This window comes from Lactococcus petauri, assembly GCF_002154895.1.
GTDB lineage: Bacteria > Bacillota > Bacilli > Lactobacillales > Streptococcaceae > Lactococcus > Lactococcus petauri.
Genome location: NZ_MUIZ01000013.1, coordinates 1 through 19657, shown reverse-complemented (window position 1 = coordinate 19657; position 19657 = coordinate 1). Strand labels below are relative to the sequence as shown.

At 37.8% G+C, this 19657-nt stretch carries 19 protein-coding genes, 2 tRNA genes and 1 rRNA gene; 18 read left to right on the top strand and 4 right to left on the bottom strand.

Features of this window, described 5'->3' with window-relative positions:
- The first annotated feature begins 11 nt into the window (after positions 1–11).
- The 7 genes from rrf to BZZ03_RS11145 all read left to right on the top strand — a co-directional run bounded on the left by rrf (position 12) and on the right by BZZ03_RS11145 (position 4471).
- Positions 12–127 (top strand): 5S ribosomal RNA (rrf, locus tag BZZ03_RS11175).
- A gap of 6 nt (positions 128–133) precedes the next feature.
- Positions 134–205, top strand: a tRNA-Glu gene (locus tag BZZ03_RS11170).
- A gap of 38 nt (positions 206–243) precedes the next feature.
- A tRNA-Asn gene (locus tag BZZ03_RS11165) sits at positions 244–316 on the top strand.
- Positions 317–386: 70 nt separating this feature from the next.
- A complete protein-coding gene (mnmL, locus tag BZZ03_RS11160; RefSeq protein ID WP_086583321.1) occupies positions 387–1331 on the top strand; it encodes a tRNA modification radical SAM protein MnmL/YtqA in 945 nt (314 codons plus the stop codon).
- Positions 1324–1863 carry a tRNA 5-(aminomethyl)-2-thiouridylate-methyltransferase MnmM gene (gene mnmM, locus BZZ03_RS11155; RefSeq protein WP_019335268.1) on the top strand — a complete coding sequence of 180 codons (540 nt, stop codon included), beginning with the start codon at positions 1324–1326 and terminating at the stop codon, positions 1861–1863. The genes mnmL and mnmM overlap by 8 nt, the downstream gene beginning before the upstream one ends.
- A gap of 281 nt (positions 1864–2144) precedes the next feature.
- Entirely contained in the window at positions 2145–3041 is an 897-nt protein-coding gene (locus BZZ03_RS11150; RefSeq protein ID WP_086583322.1) for a GRP family sugar transporter, read from the top strand.
- 41 nt (positions 3042–3082) lie between these two features.
- Positions 3083–4471 carry an APC family permease gene (locus BZZ03_RS11145; protein ID WP_086583320.1) on the top strand — a complete coding sequence of 463 codons (1389 nt, stop codon included), beginning with the start codon at positions 3083–3085 and terminating at the stop codon, positions 4469–4471.
- Positions 4472–4500: 29 nt separating this feature from the next.
- Here BZZ03_RS11145 and BZZ03_RS11140 read toward each other — a convergent pair whose 3' ends face one another.
- Positions 4501–5787 (bottom strand): serine hydrolase, encoded by a 1287-nt coding sequence (locus BZZ03_RS11140; protein ID WP_019294135.1) that lies wholly within the window; start codon positions 5785–5787, stop codon positions 4501–4503.
- A gap of 297 nt (positions 5788–6084) precedes the next feature.
- Here BZZ03_RS11140 and BZZ03_RS11135 point away from each other — a divergent pair, with 297 nt between their 5' ends.
- The 8 genes from BZZ03_RS11135 (at position 6085) to BZZ03_RS11100 (ending at position 14171) form a co-directional block, all read left to right on the top strand.
- Positions 6085–6705, top strand: coding sequence for a helix-turn-helix domain-containing protein (locus BZZ03_RS11135; protein ID WP_086583319.1), 621 nt, complete (start codon positions 6085–6087; stop codon positions 6703–6705).
- A gap of 313 nt (positions 6706–7018) precedes the next feature.
- On the top strand, positions 7019–7432 hold the full coding sequence (gene rpsL, locus BZZ03_RS11130) for a 30S ribosomal protein S12 (RefSeq protein ID WP_003133552.1): 414 nt from the start codon (positions 7019–7021) through the stop codon (positions 7430–7432).
- 19 nt (positions 7433–7451) lie between these two features.
- Complete coding sequence (rpsG, locus tag BZZ03_RS11125; protein WP_003133550.1) at positions 7452–7919, top strand: 30S ribosomal protein S7; 468 nt, start codon at positions 7452–7454, stop codon at positions 7917–7919.
- A gap of 213 nt (positions 7920–8132) precedes the next feature.
- Positions 8133–10073 carry an OPT/YSL family transporter gene (locus tag BZZ03_RS11120; RefSeq protein WP_003133548.1) on the top strand — a complete coding sequence of 647 codons (1941 nt, stop codon included), beginning with the start codon at positions 8133–8135 and terminating at the stop codon, positions 10071–10073.
- Positions 10066–10437: a PqqD family protein gene (locus BZZ03_RS11115; protein WP_003133546.1), complete on the top strand. Its 372-nt coding sequence runs from the start codon at positions 10066–10068 to the stop codon at positions 10435–10437. Before BZZ03_RS11120 ends, BZZ03_RS11115 begins: the two co-directional genes overlap by 8 nt.
- 169 nt (positions 10438–10606) lie before the next feature.
- Positions 10607–12697 carry an elongation factor G gene (gene fusA, locus BZZ03_RS11110; protein ID WP_019335264.1) on the top strand — a complete coding sequence of 697 codons (2091 nt, stop codon included), beginning with the start codon at positions 10607–10609 and terminating at the stop codon, positions 12695–12697.
- Between the two features lie 180 nt (positions 12698–12877).
- Positions 12878–13693, top strand: coding sequence for a pur operon repressor (gene purR / locus BZZ03_RS11105; RefSeq protein ID WP_019292793.1), 816 nt, complete (start codon positions 12878–12880; stop codon positions 13691–13693).
- Complete coding sequence (locus tag BZZ03_RS11100) at positions 13680–14171, top strand: DUF2127 domain-containing protein (protein WP_061415332.1); 492 nt, start codon at positions 13680–13682, stop codon at positions 14169–14171. The genes purR and BZZ03_RS11100 overlap by 14 nt, the downstream gene beginning before the upstream one ends.
- 14 nt (positions 14172–14185) lie before the next feature.
- On the opposite strand, the gene lepB is transcribed toward BZZ03_RS11100, so the two are convergent.
- Complete coding sequence (gene lepB / locus BZZ03_RS11095) at positions 14186–14860, bottom strand: signal peptidase I (protein WP_019294132.1); 675 nt, start codon at positions 14858–14860, stop codon at positions 14186–14188.
- A 10-nt stretch (positions 14861–14870) separates the two neighbouring features.
- Positions 14871–15749 carry a ribonuclease HIII gene (gene rnhC, locus BZZ03_RS11090; RefSeq protein WP_086583318.1) on the bottom strand — a complete coding sequence of 293 codons (879 nt, stop codon included), beginning with the start codon at positions 15747–15749 and terminating at the stop codon, positions 14871–14873.
- A 180-nt stretch (positions 15750–15929) separates the two neighbouring features.
- Between rnhC and rplM the strand changes: the two genes are divergently transcribed.
- Both rplM and rpsI read left to right on the top strand, forming a co-directional pair.
- The gene (rplM, locus tag BZZ03_RS11085; RefSeq protein ID WP_086583317.1) at positions 15930–16376 is read left to right on the top strand and encodes a 50S ribosomal protein L13; all 447 of its coding nucleotides are present in this window, start codon (positions 15930–15932) and stop codon (positions 16374–16376) included.
- Between the two features lie 16 nt (positions 16377–16392).
- Positions 16393–16785 (top strand): 30S ribosomal protein S9, encoded by a 393-nt coding sequence (gene rpsI / locus BZZ03_RS11080; protein ID WP_003133537.1) that lies wholly within the window; start codon positions 16393–16395, stop codon positions 16783–16785.
- A 240-nt stretch (positions 16786–17025) separates the two neighbouring features.
- On the opposite strand, the gene BZZ03_RS11075 is transcribed toward rpsI, so the two are convergent.
- Complete coding sequence (locus BZZ03_RS11075) at positions 17026–17697, bottom strand: MgtC/SapB family protein (RefSeq protein WP_086583316.1); 672 nt, start codon at positions 17695–17697, stop codon at positions 17026–17028.
- A gap of 260 nt (positions 17698–17957) precedes the next feature.
- Here BZZ03_RS11075 and cls point away from each other — a divergent pair, with 260 nt between their 5' ends.
- Positions 17958–19406: a cardiolipin synthase gene (cls, locus tag BZZ03_RS11070; RefSeq protein ID WP_019335260.1), complete on the top strand. Its 1449-nt coding sequence runs from the start codon at positions 17958–17960 to the stop codon at positions 19404–19406.
- The last annotated feature ends 251 nt before the right edge of the window (positions 19407–19657 follow it).

Here is a 19657-nt window from a genome sequence, read left to right as displayed (position 1 = left end):
TCAGACCATGATTTGGTATTCATTGCATAGGAGATACACCTGTTCCCATGTCGAACACAGAAGTTAAGTCCTATTACGCCGGAAGTAGTTGGGGGTTGCCCCCTGCGAGATAGGGTAAATGCCAAGTTTATATGGTCCGTTGGTCAAGGGGTTAAGACACCGCCTTTTCACGGCGGTAACACGGGTTCGAATCCCGTACGGACTATATTCTCAAATCCCGATTTATGATCGGGTTTTGTTTTATGCGGATTAGCTCAGTTGGTAGAGCGCACGACTGTTAATCGTGTTGTCGTCGGTTCGAGCCCGACATCCGCAGTCAAGTAAATCAGCCTGTGGCTGTTTTTTTGTTGTGTTATAATAGTAGATACTGAAGGAAGTAAAATATTATGCAAAAACGCTATACCACATGGAACGAATATTTAAGAGGGACTTTTGGAGAAAAAATTTTTAAGGTTCCCATTGATGCTGGTTTTGATTGTCCCAATCGGGATGGGACTGTTGCTCATGGCGGCTGTACATTTTGTACCGTATCTGGTTCTGGTGATTTGATATTAGAGCCTGATGCACCAATTGCTGAGCAATTTCGTGTGGAAGTTGAAGCTTTTCATAAAAAATGGCCTGGTGTAAAAAAATATATCGCCTACTTTCAAAACTTTACCAATACTCACGCTCCAGTTGAGGTTTTACGTGAACGTTTCGAAGAGGCTGTGAACCAGTCGGATGTTGTGGGTATATCTATCGGAACACGACCTGATTGTCTTCCGCCAGATGTGGTTGATTATCTGGCGGAACTTAATACGCGTATGGAAGTTTGGATTGACTTAGGTCTTCAAACAACATTTGAAAAGACAAGTGATTTAATTAACAGAGCACATGATTACCAAACTTATACGGATGCCGTAGCTCGTTTACGTGAGCATAATATTAATGTTTGTGTCCATTTGATCAATGGATTACCTGGTGAAAGCCATGAAATGATGTTAGAGAATGTACGCCGCATGATTTTAGATTCGGATATTCAGGGTGTCAAGCTTCATTTACTGCATTTAATGAAAAATACGCGAATGCAACGTGATTACCATGATGGACGTTTACAACTCTTGTCTCAGGATGAATATGTAAAGATTATCTGTGATCAGCTAGAGATGATACCTAAAGAAATTGTTATTCATCGGCTCACTGGGGATGCACCCCGTGAGGCTTTGATTGGTCCAATGTGGTCTTTAAATAAGTGGGAAGTCTTGAATGCGATTGATCGTGAAATGGAGCGACGTGGCTCTGTTCAAGGCTGTAAAAATATTAGAAAAGTGGAGTCAATTACCTATGCTTAGACCAATTGAGATGGCACATCAGATGTTATCTAAAACAATTAAGTCTGGTGATGTGGTCGTTGATGCGACCATGGGGAATGGTTGGGATACAGCTTTTCTTGCAGGTTTGACGGATAAGGTATATGCCTTTGATGTGCAAAAGGAAGCCTTAGTTTCAACCCAAGCTTTATTGCAAGAAAAAAAACTAGAAGCCAAGTTAATCTTAGATGGCCATGAGAGTATTGATAAATATGTCAAGGATTCTGTAAAAGCTGCTATTTTTAACTTAGGTTATTTGCCTCGGGCAGATAAATCGGTTATTACACAGCCCAGTACGACTTTAAGAGCTTTAGACATCCTAAAAGAAAAACTTCTACCTCATGGGCAGATTATGCTAGTTGTTTATTACGGTCACGAAGGTGGTCAAAGTGAAAAAGATGCTGTTCTTGCTTGGGCAAGTGAGCTTCCCCAAGCACAATGGCATGTGATGAAATATGAGCCTCTGAACCAGATCCATACACCACCTTTTTTGATTTGTATTGAAAAGCGATAAAACACGTATTTGCGTGTTTTATTTTTTTTCGATTCTTTATTTTGTTAGAATGAAAGTGTGATAAAAATGAGTCAAAAATAAACTTTTAAAAGAATGGAAGAGTAGTTAGAACTTTCCATCAAGACTTTAAGGCTTAAAAGACTAGCTATTAATACTCATTTAAAATAGTGGGTTAAAAAGTGCATCAAATTAAAAAATAGATAAGAAGAATGCATTGATATTTATGTATAATAATGTTAAAATAAGAAGATTTTTAGTTAATGTTTATTTTGGAGGCTGAAATGGAAGGAATTTTACTCGCTCTCGTCCCAATGTTCGCATGGGGATCCATTGGTTTTGTATCAAATAAAATCGGTGGAACAGCAAAACAACAAACTTTGGGGATGACTTTTGGAGCCTTTGTCTTTGCTCTGATAGTATTTCTTATCCGTCAACCTCAATTAAGTTTTCCTATTTTTCTTATTGGTTTTATTGGTGGCTTTATTTGGGCAATTGGTCAAAGTGGACAGTTTCACTCTATGAAATATCTCGGTGTATCCGTAGCTGGTCCTTTATCTGCGGGGTCCCAACTCGTTTTGGCAGCACTAATCGGTGTCTTCATTTTCCATGAGTGGACCCAAAATATTCAATATACATTAGGGTTTATTGCCATTTTAGCTTTAATCGTTGGTTTCTATTTTTCTGCAAAAAGAGATCCTGAAAATACCATTGCTGTAGAAAAACATCACTATGTTAGAGGTTTGATTTGTTTAGCTTACTCGACTTTAGCTTATGTATCTTATGTGATTTTGTTTAATAATTTATCCGCTCTGTGGTTCAATATTCATTTTGATACATTAACAATTATTTTTCCAATGTCAATCGGAATGGTTGTAGGTGCTTTTGTTCTTTCTGGTAGTGATATAAAAATGGAAGCAGTTGTTTTTAAAAATATTTCTGTTGGACTAATGTGGGGCGTGGGTAATGTTTTTATGTTACTCGCAGCTTCACTGGCAGGGAATGCTATTGCTTTTTCCTTCTCCCAATTAGGAGTAATCATTTCAACAATTGGAGGTATTCTCTTTTTAGGCGAGAAAAAAACAAAAAAGGAGTTAGCCTACATTACTATAGGTACAGTATTGTTTATTATTGGAGCAATCTTACTTGCTATTGTCAAAGCAAAAGGTATCAATAATTGATGTGCTGAAGAAATGTAAAAATATGATGATAGAGGAGTGATATGAACATTTTTCGTAAAAGAGTAGTTCAAGAAAAAAGTGAAATGAAACGTACTCTTAATTCGATGGACTTAACTTTATTAGGTCTAGGATCAATGGTGGGAGCAGGTATTTTTACTTTTACTGGTGTTGGTGTAGCCCTGATTGCTGGGCCTTCGCTTATTATATCCATTATTATTGCAGGGATTGCTGTAGGATTGTCAGCTCTAATCTTTGCTGAGTTTGCTTCACGTGTACCAAGCCGAGGTGGGCCTTATGGCTACATTTATGCTGTTTTTGGAGAATTTCCTGCTTGGATCGTAGGCTGGCTTTTGGCAATTGAATTTTTTACAACAATTGCAATCGTTGCAAAGTCATGGAGTGGTTATTTCAAAGGCTTGCTGCATTTGCAACTTCCTTCCAGATTTGAAGGCTCATTTGGCCATACTTCAGGTTTTTCTATTGATTTAATTCCAATGTTGGTAGTGGCTGCCATAACGGTGATGATTTTCTTAAACACCCGAACAGTGTCACATTTGAATAATACTCTCGTTGTTTTAAAATTTTCAGCATTAATTGTTTTTGCTATTGTTGGTCTTTTTTATCTGGAACCTGCAAATTGGTCTAACTTTGCACCTTTTGGCTTGGGTTCCTTAATCGGTGGTCAATCGGGTATCTTACCAGGTGCTTCGATGCTCTTTATTGCCTTTATTGGTTACGAAACAGTGTCGACAGCGGTAGATGAGGCTGAAAATCCCCGTCGAAATATTCCTTATGGCGTAATTAGTTCACTTTTTGTTGCTGTAGTCTTTTATATTATTGTGACATTGGTGCTTACAGGAACAGTGCCTTATTATAAGCTAAATGTTACAAACTCTATTGCATTTGCTCTTGCTTATCTTGGAGTTGAGTGGGCAGCGACTTATATTTCTATTATAGCGGTGATTACTTTGCTCAGTGTTGCTCTCACCATGTCCTATGCCTTATCACGCTTACTTTACTCTATGAGTCGTGATGGGCTTTTACCTCCAAAGCTCAGTAAAATTTCAGCTAAGCACCAAACACCAATTAATGCTACACTCGTTATTGGAGGTACTTCAATGTTGATAGCTGGCTTTGTTCCTATGTCTTATCTCAGTCAGTTTTTGAGCTTATCTACATTGTTATATCTGATTGTATTAGCTCTTGGTTTGTTAAAGCTTCGTAAGGAACAAGGGATGCCACAACCTCATGAGTTTAAAACTCCACTAGTACCTTTGATCCCTATCTTATCAATTATTGTCAATGGCTTTTTAATCGTCCACTATCATACCCAAATATGGCTTTTTCTTCTAATTTTACTTATGTTTGCAGCTGGTTTCTACTTTGTTTACAGTTATCGTCATTCTAAACTAGAAAATTCTATAAAATAAAAAACTTTCTTGTACAAGAAAGTTTTTTATTAGAGTTTTTCGTTTACAAAACGGACGAATTTATTCCACATCACGACAAAGACATTTGCACGTTCCACATCTGTCTTAGCTGTAAGAGGAAAATGATAACCTGAAAAACCTGGGAGATAGCCGAGCTTATCTTTTTGTGTAGCTGTAGCCTGAACTAACTCTTCTCCTTTTTTGATGGGAGCCTCGATATTTGTTTTAGGATCGCGATCAAAGGTAATTTCAATTGCATTTATGTCGGCTGTACCATTTTTTAAGGGGACTACAGCGGAGAAGTTATCTTTAGCTATAAGATCAATACTGTTTTTCTTTCCGTCTCGTACAGGAAGTCTAGCGAAATCGCTGAGTTGCTCATCCTTACTAATAATATCTGCATTTGTCCAAGAAGCATAAACTTGGTTCATAAGATCATTAGTGAGTGTAAAAGGTGTTGAATTATCTACAGAAGGGTCTTTAGCTTCTAAAATAACCGTAATAATACGGAACCCATTTTGAACTGTTGTAGCAGCAAAGCAGTCGACATAAAATGAAGTTGAACCAGTTTTAAGGCCATCTACACCGGCACGTGTTGTTGTAAACCCAGGCAACATTTGATTAGTATTTGCTAAAGTAGTTTCAGATTGCCCTCCCTTATCAAATGGAAGTTCTGTTTTTTCGGTGATTTTCAATATTTCGGGATAATCTTTGAGGAGATGTGTACACATGATGGCAACATCTTGAGCACTCATTGTATTGGCATCATTTTCAGTAGATCCTGGATAAATATTTTCACCGAGCTCGCTGTTTGGGAGGCCAGAAGAAGTATAAAGCTTAGCATCTGTAATGCCCCATTCTTTCAATTGAGCCATCATCATATCAACAAATTTCGGTTCCGAACCAGCAATTTTTTCTGCCAAGGCTATAGCAGCGGAGTTAGCTGAGGGTAAAAGCAAGGCATTAAGTAAATCTTTAACCGTGACTTCAGTTCCCTCAGCAAGTGGGATATTACTTGCGTTGCTGTTCATTGTTAAATTATAAGCATAGTCAGAAATAGGTACTTTTGTATCCCAAGCAATTTTTTTCTCATCGACACTCTTATAAACCAAGTAGGCCGTTAAAAGTTTAGTGATTGAGGCGATGCGCGTGCTTGAATCCGTTGCATTTTGGCTATAAAGGATTTTACCACTGCTTGCATCTACGGCGATAGAAGATTTTGCTGCCACAGAAAAATCCTCAGCTTGAGCATTTATAGTAGCCAAAGGAGAGAATAAAAGCAGTAAGGAGAGGAAAGTGATTACGATTTTTTTCATGTTTCTATTTTATCATACCAGCGAAATAAGGTCTAATGTATTTCAAGAATAATATCTGTTAAACTCACACTAATAGATGCTTTAACAGCAAATCAATGGTTTCACGTAAAACATTTCTTCTCTTTTAGGAAAATCTATGCAAATATTTATTATTTTACAGAAGTAAATGAAGTTTACAGTATCGGTAAACTTCATTTACAATAGCTCTTTTTACCCTCTTAGATAGGCATGCAAGAAATATTTGCTAGACATTCGATTCTTTTTAATATATCATGATGGGGCATGAAAGGAGTAAAGATGAATTTAGCCACTATTTTAGTAGAGGAACGGAAGAAAAAAGAAGAAACGCAACAAAAAGTTGCTGATACGCTCTATATCTCAAGACAATCCCTTTCCAACTGGGAGAACGGGAAAAACTTTCCAGATGTTCCGATGCTGATAGAACTAAGTAATTATTATGATTTTTCACTTGATATTATTAAAGGAGACCCGCAGTTTATGAAGAAAGTCAAGAAAGATTATGAGTTGATCAATACGAAGAGAGCGAACAAGAAGTACTCAATACTATTGATTATAGTGACCAGCCTTATCCTCCTCTTATCATTATTACTCATTCCTTTATCTCAGAACAACGTAATTTTACTAAATGGTATTACAATAGTTATCTTCCTCCTCTGCATTCTCCTTTTATATGTGACTGTAAGCTTTAATAAACTTGCTTATCAGCATTATAAAGGGATAATGGATTCTCCCCTTTGGGTGCCAAAAGTATTCGGTTATGGCCTCAGTATTAATCCCTATAATAAGATAGGGCGCATACTGACTATTGTTCTCGTAATTTTTTTAGATTTTTTATTTGTTGCCCTAATTATCGCTATTTTATTTTTCGGTTATCCTGCTACATCATTTATTCATTAACCCAGATATGAGGCAATTAAGCGCGCGTGTCAGTATAGAAAATGCAAAAAAATTTGTAAAGAAATACTTTTCTCTAATAATATGCAAAATAAAGTTGACAGAGTGTTGAAATTTTGATATGATATTAAACGGTACTTTTTATATTTGGTCCTAATAAGGAGAACTTGTATAAGTTGCCAAACTTCTTGTCAGAACTTGGATTAAGCGACCATATACTGACATTCCAACTTTATAAAAAAACAGAAAGGATTGTTTATTCGTTTTATTTCGCTTTGCGGTTCTCCGTAAATAAAAGGGATAAGCAGACAGAAAAATGCCTACTATTAACCAATTGGTGCGTAAAGGTCGTCACTCTAAAGTGGAAAAATCTAACTCACCTGCATTGAACATCGGCTATAACAGTCGTAAAAAACTCCAAACTAAAGTAGCAAGCCCACAAAAACGTGGTGTTGCAACTCGTGTTGGAACAATGACTCCGAAAAAACCTAACTCAGCGCTCCGTAAATTCGCTCGTGTACGTTTGTCTAACCTTATCGAGGTTACAGCATACATCCCAGGTATCGGTCACAACTTGCAAGAACACAGCGTTGTACTTCTTCGTGGTGGTCGTGTAAAAGACTTGCCAGGGGTACGTTACCACATCGTTCGTGGTGCACTCGATACAGCTGGTGTAACAGATCGTAAACAAAGCCGTTCTAAATACGGTACTAAAAAACCAAAAGCGTAATTGAAAGGAGATAAGAAGAATGCGTAAAAATCGTGCCCCAAAACGTGAAGTTTTGGCAGATCCAATGTACAACTCAGTAGTAGTAACACGTCTTATCAACCGCGTTATGCTTGATGGTAAACGTGGCGTTTCTACAAATATCGTTTACGGAGCTTTCAAACAAATTGAAGAAGCTACTGGAAACAACCCACTTGAAGTTTTCGAAACAGCTATGGAAAATATCATGCCTGTTCTTGAAGTTCGCGCTCGTCGTGTTGGTGGTTCTAACTATCAAGTCCCAGTTGAAGTTCGTCCAGAACGTCGTACAACTCTCGGACTCCGTTGGTTGGTAACAATCGCTCGTAACCGTGGTGAACACACTATGCAAGACCGTCTTGCAAAAGAAATTCTTGATGCTGCAAACAACACAGGTGCTGCAGTTAAGAAACGTGAAGACACACACAAAATGGCAGAAGCAAACCGTGCGTTCGCTCACTTCCGTTGGTAAGAAGATGACCTTGGTCGTTTTTCTAGAAAAAGCTTGACTTTATGGTCAAGTTTTTTTATTTTCAAAGATAAGAAAATAAAAAAATATACACATTTACATAACAAAAATATGAGAAAAAAGCTACAAAAAACACTTAAACACCTTGCAGATTTGATGAATTTGTAGTAAAATAAGGCGAAAACACTTTCAAACTTAAGGAGTATATTACACAATATGAAAAAATTGTCTAAAACCGCCTATGGCGGTGTCGCAGGGAAAGATTACCTCCCTTATGAAGATGGACGCAAAAAGAGTGCTGGCAACCCAGTTGTAATTGTTATTGGTATTATTTTGGCCATTCTTTTTGCAGCATCTACTGCCTATTCAGGAATGCGTGCTGGTTTAACAGTAGCTGCAGGTATCCCAGGGGCTATTCTTGGTTCAGGACTCTTGTCAATTTTTATCCGTAAAAATAACTTCCTGATGAAGAATATCCTCCAGTCAATGGCAACTGGTGGTGAGTCAATTGCCTCAGGTCTTATCTTTGTCTTACCAGCAGTTATCCTTATCGGACAACAAGTCTCTTTCTTTGAAGGTGTAATTGTTGGTGTTTCTGCGGTTCTTGTATCTCTTGGTATTTTGTCATTTGTTCAAGACTATCTCTTAGTTGAAGAACATGGCACACTTGTTTATCCAGAAGCGATGGCAATTTCGGAAACGCTTGTTGCTTCTTCAACAGGTGGTAACTCACTTAAATACATGGGTATCGGTTTTGGTGTTGGTGGTCTTATTACTGCATTCACTTCAGCAGTTTTTGGTGTTGTGAACAACGTTGTAAGCTATACAAACGAAACTTTCTACAAATGGAAACTTGAAATTGAAGTAAATCCAATGCTTGCTGCTATCGGCTTTATTGTTGGGCTTGAGGTTGCGGTAATGATGTTTGCAGGTTCAATCCTTGCTAACTTTGGTATCGCTCCATTGATTGGTTACTTCTCAGAAATGGCTGGAAACGGTCATCATGTTTGGAATGACCCATCTACTCCAATCCAAGCTATGAATTTTGCCGCAATCTCTGGATCATATGTTAAATACATTGGTGCGGGGATGATGATTTCAGGTGGTATGATTGGGGCAATCCGTCTTATCCCAACAATCATCAACTCTGTTAAAGCAACACTCGATGGACGTAAAAATGCCGAAGCTGGAGAACGTGATTCACTTGGTATCTTTGCTATCCTTATTGGTATTGTTGCAACATTTGTTGTTGGCTTCATTATCTCTGGTGGGAATATCGCCATGACTTTCCTTGCTGGTATTCTTTCAATCGTTCTTTCAATGTTATTCATTATCGTTGCAGGACGCTTGACAGGTACAATCGGTACATCTAACTTGCCAGTATCTGGTATGACAATTGCCTCACTTGTTATCCTGACTCTTGTTTTCTTGACAATGGGTTGGACATCAAGTGCAGACCTTAAATCACTCTTACTCTTCGGTACCTTCATCGTTGTAGCAATTTCAGTAGCTGGTGGTTATACACAAGCTCAAAAAGTTACTTTCATCACTGGTGGTAACAAATATGAAGTACGTCGTTTCTTCCTTGTTGCTGCTGTTCTTGGTGTTGTAGTAGTAACAGGTGTTATCGTATTACTTCGTGATCAATTAGCTTTAACGGGTGATGCAGCTCAGTTCGCCTTACCACAAGCAAACTTGATGGCAACTTTGACTGATGGTATCATCGGTGGAGAACTTCCATGGCATATGATTATTGCTGGTATCGTGTTTGGTATTATCCTTTACATGATTAAAGTTCCAGTTATGACATTTGCGATTGGTTTCTACCTTCCAATTTCAACAACGTCAATTATTCTTATTGGTGCTTTAGTTCGTATTTTGGTAGAAGTTCTTGGTAAAAAAGATACAGAAGCTGTTCAAGAAGAACGTATGTCATCAGGTGTCTCTTTATCGTCAGGTTTAGTTGCCGGTGCATCAATTATTGGTTTGTTGGGTATTATCCTTCAAGTTTCAGGAGTCGTAACTCCAGGAACACCTACGGGATTTGTAGGTTCTAACGCCATGGCTTGGGTACTCATGGTCATCTTAATCATTGCGATTGTAGCACCATTGATGTCAATCAAGAAAGCTCCGGCTGCCGAGAAGTCAGATGAGTAATAAAAAGAAAAAAGATGATATTTCAGATGAAAATCTGAATATGATTTTCCGGAAAAAAGATAAAGTGTTATTTGAATGGCACGAAGGTCGGATTCGGATTTATAAAGATCAAAAACATTGGACACAAAATCTTATGCGTAAGATGGGGGCGAAAATACCTCAACGTACGTACATGTCTTTGGATGAATATGGTACACTTGTTTTTAGCATGATCGATGGTAAAACAACTGTAAAGGAAATAGGAGAAGCACTAAGTGCACAGCACGAGGAAGCCTCTCAACAACTCTATGAGCGTCTTTTCCTGTACCTTAATCATTTAGAATCTGTCGAAAGATGGATTGAGATTGTTGAAAAAGGGGAATAGTCTCCTTTTTCTTTTTTTGATAAAAATTTTTCATGAAGAAGAAGTAAGTCTTTTTGAAAAAAGCTTAAATTTTATTTAAAAATAGTTGAAAGATAAAAATAGAACTATAAAAACCTTTATTATTATGATATAATGGGGTGTAAAACTAAAAATTAATTAGGAGAAAACTATGGCTCGCGAATTTTCACTTGAAAATACTCGTAATATCGGTATCATGGCTCACGTCGATGCCGGTAAAACAACTACCACTGAACGTGTCCTTTACTATACTGGTAAAATTCACAAAATCGGTGAAACTCACGAAGGTGCATCACAAATGGACTGGATGGAGCAAGAACAAGAACGTGGTATCACTATCACTTCTGCTGCGACAACTGCCCAATGGAAAGGCAACCGTGTAAACATTATTGATACACCAGGTCACGTGGACTTCACAATCGAAGTACAACGTTCACTCCGTGTTCTTGACGGTGCAGTAACTGTACTTGATGCTCAATCAGGTGTTGAACCACAAACTGAAACAGTTTGGCGTCAAGCAACTGACTATGGAGTTCCACGTATCGTTTTTGCTAATAAAATGGATAAAATCGGTGCTGACTTCTTCTATTCACTTTCTACATTGCACGATCGTTTGGGCGCTAACGCTCATCCAATTCAAATCCCAATCGGATCTGAAGAAGACTTCGTGGGTATCATTGACTTGGTAACTATGCGCGCAGAAATCTATACTAACGACCTTGGTACAGATATCCGTGACGAAGAAATCCCAGCAGAATACATGGAACAAGCTGAAGAATGGCGTACAAAACTCATCGAGGCTATCGCTGAAACAGACGAAGACTTGATGGAAAAATACTTTGCAGGTGAAGAAATCACTGAAGCAGAGTTGAAAGCCGCTATTCGTAAAGCAACAATCAACGTTGAATTCTACCCAATGCTTGCAGGTTCTGCCTTCAAGAACAAAGGTGTTCAAATGATGCTTGATGCGGTTATTGATTACCTCCCAAGCCCATTGGACATCCCTGCAATCAAAGGTGTTAACCCAGATACAGACGAAGAAGACGAACGCCCAGCATCTGATGATGCTCCATTTGCGGCTCTTGCCTTCAAGATCATGACTGACCCATTCGTTGGACGTCTTTCATTCTTCCGTGTTTACTCAGGTACATTGGATGCTGGTTCATACGTCTTGAATACTTCTAAAGGTAAACGTGAACGTATCGGACGTATCCTCCAAATGCACGCGAATACTCGTCAAGAAATCCAAACAGTTTATGCTGGTGATATCGCCGCTGCTGTTGGTTTGAAAAACACTACAACTGGTGACTCATTGACTGACGAAAAAGCACGTATCATCCTTGAGTCTATCGAAGTTCCAGAACCAGTTATCCAACTTTCTGTTGAACCTAAATCAAAAGCTGACCAAGATAAAATGGGTGTTGCCCTTACTAAATTGGCTGAAGAAGATCCAACATTCCGCGTTGAAACAAACGTTGAAACTGGTGAAACAGTTATCTCTGGTATGGGTGAGCTTCACCTTGATGTCCTTGTTGACCGTATGAAACGTGAATTCAAAGTTGAAGCTAACGTTGGTGCGCCTCAAGTATCATACCGTGAAACATTCCGTGCACCTACTCAAGCACGTGGATTCTTCAAACGTCAATCAGGTGGTAAAGGTCAATACGGTGACGTATGGATCGAATTCACACCGAACGAAGAAGGTGCTGGTTTCGAGTTTGAAAATGCTATCGTCGGTGGTGTGGTTCCACGTGAATTCGTACCAGCCGTTGAAAAAGGTTTGGTAGAAACTATGGCTAACGGTGTCCTTGCTGGTTACCCAATGGTTGATATTAAAGCTAAACTTTATGATGGTTCATATCACGATGTCGATTCATCAGAAACTGCCTTCAAGGTTGCGGCTTCACTCGCTATGAAAGAAGCTGCTAAGACTGCACAACCTGCAATCCTTGAACCAATGATGAAAGTTGTCATCACAGTTCCTGAAGAAAACCTCGGAGATGTTATGGGTCACGTTACAGCTCGTCGTGGACGTGTAAACAGCATGGAAGCACATGGTAAATCACAAATAGTTAATGCATTTGTACCACTTGCTGAAATGTTTGGTTATGCAACTACTCTTCGTTCATCTTCACAAGGTCGTGGTACATTCATGATGACATTTGACCACTACGAAGATGTACCTAAATCAGTACAAGAAGAAATTATCAAGAAAAACGGTCGCGGTGGCGATGCTGAATAATCTTTGATTATTTCAACTAATAAAAAAGCAATATCTTTAAGGTATTGCTTTTTTTATTTTGAATTATTCGAAAATATATCCCAGATACTGTAATTTTTATGATTAAATTTGAATGCTTTGCTTGATTGTTCGGTTTTTCTACGTTATAATTAAACCAACAAAAAGAAAAGGGTGATTAATATGAAAAGAAACGAACGTTTAGTGGACTTTACTAATTTTTTATTGAACAGACCCAATAGAATGTTGAATCTGAACGAAATTAGTAAACGCTATGAAGTAGCCAAATCCTCGATTTCTGAAGACCTTGTTTTTATTAAGCGTGTCTTTGAAGATCAAAATATTGGAATTGTCGAAACTTTTCCTGGAAGTTTAGGAGGCGTACGTTTCACACCCTATATATCTGATGAAGTTTCTCGGGATCGTGCGTTGGAACTTGCGGACCTTTTGCGTGAAGAAAACCGTATTTTACCTGGAGGTTATATATATCTTTCTGATATTTTAGGTCACCCTGCTAATCTAAAAAAAATTGGTCAAATTATTGCTCATGAGTATTGTGATAAACAAATTGATGTCGTGATGACAATTGCGACAAAAGGGATTCCGATTGCACAGTCTGTAGCGGAAATTTTAGATGTTCCTTTTGTTATTGTTCGACGTGATCCTAAAGTTACAGAAGGGGCAACTTTGAACGTGAATTATATGTCAGGTTCAAGCAGCCGTGTTGAAAATATGACACTTTCTAAGCGGAGTTTATCGATTGGCCAAAGTGTATTGATTGTAGACGACTTTATGAAAGGAGCTGGAACGATTAATGGCATGAAGAGTCTTGTTCACGAATTTGATTGTTTCTTATCTGGTGTGGCTGTCTTTCTGGAAGGACCTTTCAAGGGAGAACGTTTGGTAGATGATTATAAATCAATCCTCAAGGTGGACCAGATAGATGTTGCCCAGCGGACGATTGAAGTAGAGCTAGGTAATATATTTGAAGAGAAATAAAGCAAACAAGCAAGGTGTCATTGATCTAAGCTTTGATATCGTATTGTTACTAAAGTCACTATTTGCCTTAGGCGAAGTTCTTGGTGGTATTTTTCTTTTCTTTATTACACCTGAGCGCATGTCTGGTATTGTGGGCTGGTTTACTCGAGGAGAATTAAAAGAAGATCCAAGCGACTTTATAGCTCATCTATTATTAAATTTGGGGCAGCATTTTACTGTTAGTACACAATACCTTGCTGCTGTTTATCTTCTAGTACATGGTTTAATCAAGCTTGTAACTTTGGTGCTTTTATGGAAAAAGATTCTTTGGGCGTATCCATTATCGATTTTGGTTTTTTTAGGCTTTATTGTTTACCAACTGGCGGAGTATTTGCAACATCATTCTAATTTTATGCTTTTTGTCTCAGTTTTTGATGTTTTGCTGATTCTCCTTACCTACCTAGAATATAAAAATATGAAAAAAACTTTGTCTATCTAGACAAAGTTTTTTTATTAGTTAAGGGTAGAAATTTTATTAATTGGCCACACACGGAACATGGTTCGACCAACAATATCAGAACGTTTAAAGGTTCCTACTGCCCGACTGTCTCTCGACACAATACGGTTATCCCCTAAGAGAAGATACTCTCCCTCAGGTACTTTAATCGTAAAGGTTGGATTGCCTGTTGCATCCGTGGTAAAGGCTTGAGCTTGTTGCGCAAGTTGAACAAAGTAAGCGCGGTTGGCTTCAGAGAGTTCAGAAGTCAAAGCGTAATTTTGATAAGTCTTTTCGAGTTCATTATTAGAAAGCTGTTTTTTAAAGTCTGCCAAGTAGGGCTCATCAGTTTTCTTTCCATTGATGTAAAGTTGATCTTTATCAAATTTAATCTCATCACCCGGCATACCAACCACACGCTTTACAACGTCTTTTGTTTCGGTTTGCCCATTTACTGTTTCTGTTTCTTTAGCAACTACGATATCAAAGCGGTTAATGCTTGCAGTTTTAATAAGAACCAGGCGTTGTTTATCAGCTAAGTTTGGATCCATTGAATGACCATCAACAACGACAAGTGACCAGATAAAGATACGTGAGAGGATTGCGATAGTGATAATTGCGAGAAAGATGCCCCATTCTTTGATGAATCGTGTGAAGGCATTGGGTTGTTTGTTTTGTGTGGTATTTTCCATATTTAACTTTCTATATTTGAGCTATGTTTATTGCTTTCTTAGTGTTAGCAAAATGTAATTTTGCATATCTTTTCAAGGACTCAGGACCGTTTTGACGTATTAGCTTTGCAGCTACTTGGTCAGAAGCTGCTCCGGCGCCGCTTGGTAACTTATACCCTGCTTCTAGAGAAAGAGCTTTGAGATTTTCTAGAAAGAGGTAGCGGGCAATAATAGAGCTGCAAGCAACGGCTAAGAATTGGTCTTCAGCCTTAGGTAAAAGGGTAACTTTACCGTTCACTTTATTTTGCTCGGCTAATAAATATTTTTGGTAATTTTTTTCAGTCGTAAAGGCATCAACAATTATATATTCAATACTTTCTGAAACACGTTTTTCGAGGAGATAAATAGCTTGGTTATGCAAGGCTACTTTGATACTTACAGCATTGTAACCTGAATCAATGACTTGGTTATATTTTGTGGGTTCAACAATCAAAGGCACATGTGTGATATTCTCTATTAATTGAGGAGCAATTTGATAGATTTTTTCATCGGTAACTTTTTTAGAATCGGCGACACCGAGCTTCTTTAATAAAAGTACATCTTCAGTATTGACAAAACTTGCCACAACGACTAAGGGACCAAAATAAGAACCATTGCCGACTTCATCGGTACCGATTATGTTCTCTTGTTGCTGTGGACGTGATGAAGCAGTATGCCCAAATTGTTGAGCGATACGTCCAGCATCCTCTCCTTGAAAGACAACTTTTCCTGACGTATATACAGAAATAGTAGCTTTAGGTAGCTTTGCATAAAAAACAATATATTGGTTTTTTGATGCCTTCTTATATTTGTCGAACTTAAGAATAAGTCTATCTAACATTTTGGAGTCTAAAGTAAGAACTACATTCATGGTAATAGTTTAACATAAAAGCAAAAAAATTAAAAATGAATCTTGACAAGACTTGACATATGTGGTATTATGATAAACGGTATTGTTTACCCCATTTTTGTGGCCCCGGAAACCCAAAAATATTTGCAGGACTCTTACACCTGCCGTAAACAAATTCTAAGTAAAGGAAACTTAACCCAAATGATGAAAATAACATTCATGGCTAACGCTTCAAACGTTGACCGTAAATGGTACGTGGTTGACGCAACTGATGTACCTCTTGGTCGTTTGTCAGCTGTAGTTGCTAGCGTGCTTCGCGGTAAAAACAAACCAACTTTCACTCCTCACACAGATACAGGTGATTTCGTTATCGTTATCAATGCTGATAAAGTAAAACTTACTGGTAAAAAAGCAACTGATAAAGTTTACTACCGTCACAGCCTTCACCCAGGTGGATTGAAATCAATCACTGCTGGTGAACTCCGTGAGAAAAACGCTGTACGCTTGATTGAAAAATCAGTTAAAGGTATGCTTCCACACAACACTCTTGGACGTGCTCAAGGCATGAAACTTAAAGTGTTTGTTGGTGGTGAACACACACACGCAGCACAAAAACCTGAAGTTCTTGATATTTCAGGTCTTATCTAAGGAGGGAACGCACTAAATGGCACAAGTACAATATGCTGGCACAGGACGCCGTAAAAATTCAGTTGCTCGTGTACGTCTCGTACCCGGCACAGGTAAAATCGTAATTAACAAACGTGATGTAGAAGACTACATCCCACAAGCAGCACTTCGCCTTGTTATCAACCAACCATTTGCAGCTACACAAACTGAAGGTAGCTACGACACACTCGTAAACGTAAACGGTGGTGGTGTATCAGGTCAATCAGGAGCTATCCGTCACGGTATCGCTCGTGCATTGCTTGAAGTGGATCCAGACTTCCGTGGTGCTTTGAAACGCGCTGGCTTGCTTACACGTGATGCTCGTATGGTTGAACGTAAAAAAGCTGGTCTTAAGAAAGCCCGTAAAGCTTCACAATTCTCAAAACGTTAATCTGTTTCAGATATATCAACGTTTCGAACAATTATTTGGTGGAGATTGGTGTAACATTCAATCTGCCTCATATAAATATCAAAAAGACACCAGAATTTTACTGGTGTCTTTTTGGTATTTATTGTAGCAGCTCCATTTAAGCAATATTTATCATAAAGACCGTCTTAAATACGAATACTAAGAGCGGAGTAAGATTTCGAAAAGTAAAAGTACCCCTAGGAAGGGGCTCTATTTTTAAGATTAGTATTCAATTGATTTAATCTTTTCGTTTGACTCTAAAAGAGTTACCAGTGATGCAAGTTCATAAGTTTTGGGTAAGCTCAGATATAGATCAGTTTTCAAACAATTATTTGATTTTTTTTCAACTTTTATACTCAGGATTTTGATATGTTCATTTTTCATTTGTTTTTGCAACAGGCGAAGACCTTCAGTATCTTCTAATTGAACAATAAGATGATTGCTTGTTGCTGTTTTTATCCACCGATAATTTTGATGTAAAATAATTTGAAAAAGTAAAATGAGTAAAGTAGTTACAATACCTATAAAATATAATCCAGAACCAATAGCCATACCAATACCAGAAGTTGCCCAAATGCCAGCAGCGGTGGTTAAGCCTCGAACGGATTGATTGTGAACAAAGATCAGTCCTGCTCCTAAAAAACCAATTCCGCTTACAATTTGAGCAGCAATTCTGGAAGGATCAAGATTGATCCCATGAGTGCTAATGATGTCCATAAAGCCGTATTTTGAGACGATAATCATCAAGGCAGCACTCAAAGCAACAATTAAATGAGTACGTGTGCCAGCATTTTTATAACGGCTATTTCTTTCATAACCAATAGCATAGCCACAAATTCCTGCTAATATTAAACGAATCAACCAATCAATTTGTGTTAAGAAAGTAATTTGCATAAAAATTCCTCCTTGTCATTTAAAACCTACCTTACATTATATCGCTATTTTAATAAGAAAAACAGTAATTTTTATAAAAAATGAATAACTTATATTGGACTAAATATATATAGTATATTCTCTGTAGAGGTGGAAAGTTCAAGCGTTTTTTTACACAATAGTAAATTAATGTCTAGCACACGTTCAATATTCAATCAATTTTGGTATAATTGGATGAACAATATTATTTTATAGAGGATTATTTTAGGGAGAAATATTTTATGTCACTTGCGACAATTTATAGTTTTATTGGAACACTGATAACGATTAACACGGTGCTTGCCCTTGTGACGATTTTTCGTAAACCGAGGTCTATTGCCAGTATTTTGGCTTGGTTTATGTTCTTAGTTTTTTTACCAGGTATTGGATTTCTTGGCTATCTTTTCCTAGGACGAGGACTTGATCGAACAACAACACGTCGTTTTGAAGAAGAAAACAAATACAACCTGTCCATTCTTGGCCAAAGAGTTCATGAAAACAATGAAAAATTTGGGCCCAAAGATATGACCCCCCACGAAAAATTACTCAAAAGGTATTTTAATAATATGGAGCGAACACCGCTTTGTCGTGGGAATAATGTACAATTTTATCTAAATGGCGAAGATAAATTTTCAGCTTTGTTTGAAGATATAAAAAATGCCAAAGACAATATTCATGTAGAATACTATGCATTTTTTAATGACAAAATTGGAACTGCTTTTCGTGATCATTTGATTACGAAAGCTAAAGAAGGTATTGAAGTAAGGGTGGTTTACGACCCGTGGGGAGGAAAAACGAAAAAAGATTTCTTTAAACCATTAGAGGAAGCCGGCGGGAAAGTTACAGCCTTTATCACTTCGCGTAATGCACTAATGAAAACGCGGCTTAACTATCATTTACACCGTAAAATCGTAGTGATAGATGGTCAAATTGGCTGGACTGGTGGTTTTAATGTTGGTGATCAATATATTTACAATAGTAAAAAGTTTGGTTTCTGGCGTGATACACATGGCAGAATTGTTGGTACAGCAGCTTTCGGTCTTCAAGAAACGTTTATTCGAGATTGGAATGTTTCCGTTAAAGACCCTCGAGAGAAACTTGAACGAAAAGATACATATTTTGTGGTACCAGAAGAAGAGGGGAACATTGATATCCAGATTGTGGCTAACGGTCCAGAAAATGATAATAAAACCTTAAGAACAGGTTTTATTAAAATGATTATGGATGCAGAAGACTATATTTGGCTTCAATCGCCTTATTTGATACCTGACGACTCTATGATAACGGCACTTATTGCAGCGGCGAATTCTGGTGTTGATGTAAGGATAATGATTCCCGATATGCCTGATCATCCGTTTATTTTTCGAGCAACGCAGTATTACGCAAATTATCTGCATAAACAAGGCGTAAAAATATACAATTATACAAATGGCTTTATACATTCTAAAACTCTTGTAATGGATGGAAAATTAGGTGTTTTTGGTACAACTAATCAAGATATACGCAGTTATGAATTAAATTTTGAGATAAGTGCTTTTTGCTATGATGAAGGAGTAGCAGAGAAGATGAGAAAGACTTTTGAGGCAGATTTGAGAGATTCAAGTCTACTTACAGATGAAGAAATTGCTCAACAATCCCTCTGGCTTAAAATCAAACAAAACTTTTCACGATTACTGAGTCCAATATTATAGAATAGAAACCAGCCCCCAAAGTGTCTGGTTTTTTTATAGTCTTTAAACGTGACAACGGCGGGGTTTTCCGAACGAGTGTAAAAAAAAGGGAGAAAAATCACAGTTTATTCTTGACAGAACAAATTGAGTTTGATAGAATATAATAGTTGTCGCGAGAGAGCGTATCTCTTACGAGAGCGATAGACCTTTGAAAACTGAATAAAGTAGAATGACTATATGCGAGAAGTTAACTTCTTGTATACCAACTGTCA

Coding starts and splice junctions, on each gene's coding strand:
- mnmL (WP_086583321.1), top strand. CDS start 387: ATGCAAAAACGCTATACCACATGGAACGAATATTTAAGAGGGACTTTT.
- mnmM (WP_019335268.1), top strand. CDS start 1,324: ATGCTTAGACCAATTGAGATGGCACATCAGATGTTATCTAAAACAATT.
- BZZ03_RS11150 (WP_086583322.1), top strand. CDS start 2,145: ATGGAAGGAATTTTACTCGCTCTCGTCCCAATGTTCGCATGGGGATCC.
- BZZ03_RS11145 (WP_086583320.1), top strand. CDS start 3,083: ATGAACATTTTTCGTAAAAGAGTAGTTCAAGAAAAAAGTGAAATGAAA.
- BZZ03_RS11140 (WP_019294135.1), bottom strand. CDS start 5,787: ATGAAAAAAATCGTAATCACTTTCCTCTCCTTACTGCTTTTATTCTCT.
- BZZ03_RS11135 (WP_086583319.1), top strand. CDS start 6,085: ATGAATTTAGCCACTATTTTAGTAGAGGAACGGAAGAAAAAAGAAGAA.
- rpsL (WP_003133552.1), top strand. CDS start 7,019: ATGCCTACTATTAACCAATTGGTGCGTAAAGGTCGTCACTCTAAAGTG.
- rpsG (WP_003133550.1), top strand. CDS start 7,452: ATGCGTAAAAATCGTGCCCCAAAACGTGAAGTTTTGGCAGATCCAATG.
- BZZ03_RS11120 (WP_003133548.1), top strand. CDS start 8,133: ATGAAAAAATTGTCTAAAACCGCCTATGGCGGTGTCGCAGGGAAAGAT.
- BZZ03_RS11115 (WP_003133546.1), top strand. CDS start 10,066: ATGAGTAATAAAAAGAAAAAAGATGATATTTCAGATGAAAATCTGAAT.
- fusA (WP_019335264.1), top strand. CDS start 10,607: ATGGCTCGCGAATTTTCACTTGAAAATACTCGTAATATCGGTATCATG.
- purR (WP_019292793.1), top strand. CDS start 12,878: ATGAAAAGAAACGAACGTTTAGTGGACTTTACTAATTTTTTATTGAAC.
- lepB (WP_019294132.1), bottom strand. CDS start 14,860: ATGGAAAATACCACACAAAACAAACAACCCAATGCCTTCACACGATTC.
- rnhC (WP_086583318.1), bottom strand. CDS start 15,749: ATGAATGTAGTTCTTACTTTAGACTCCAAAATGTTAGATAGACTTATT.
- rplM (WP_086583317.1), top strand. CDS start 15,930: ATGATGAAAATAACATTCATGGCTAACGCTTCAAACGTTGACCGTAAA.
- rpsI (WP_003133537.1), top strand. CDS start 16,393: ATGGCACAAGTACAATATGCTGGCACAGGACGCCGTAAAAATTCAGTT.
- BZZ03_RS11075 (WP_086583316.1), bottom strand. CDS start 17,697: ATGCAAATTACTTTCTTAACACAAATTGATTGGTTGATTCGTTTAATA.
- cls (WP_019335260.1), top strand. CDS start 17,958: ATGTCACTTGCGACAATTTATAGTTTTATTGGAACACTGATAACGATT.